Here is a 349-nt window from a genome sequence, read left to right on the forward strand (position 1 = left end):
AGGTCGTACTCGGCNCGCGCGTCTGATGTGTGGAAGGTGTACGGGCAGGGCGAGGCGCAGGTGATCGCGTTGCGGGGCATCAACGTGGAGTTGGCCCAGGGTCAGTTCACGGCGATCATGGGCCCGTCGGGTTCGGGTAAGTCGACGTTGATGCACTGCCTTGCGGGTCTGGACACGGTCACGCGCGGTGATCTGTTCGTGGGTGACACCCAGGTCAACAAGCTGTCCGACAGCGGTCTGACGAGGCTTCGTCGGGACAAGATCGGGTTCATTTTCCAGCAGTTCAACCTGCTGCCCACGCTCACGGCGCAGGAGAACATCCTGTTGCCGCTGTCGATCGCGGGGCGCA

Annotated in this window: 1 protein-coding gene; it reads left to right on the plus strand. The window is 63.2% G+C overall.

Annotated elements, in window-relative coordinates; translation table 11 throughout:
* A partial coding sequence (locus PT931_RS36100; RefSeq protein ID WP_456250219.1) for an ABC transporter ATP-binding protein occupies positions 1-349 on the plus strand: 349 nt, incomplete at both ends.

Source organism: Longispora urticae, from assembly GCF_053902585.1.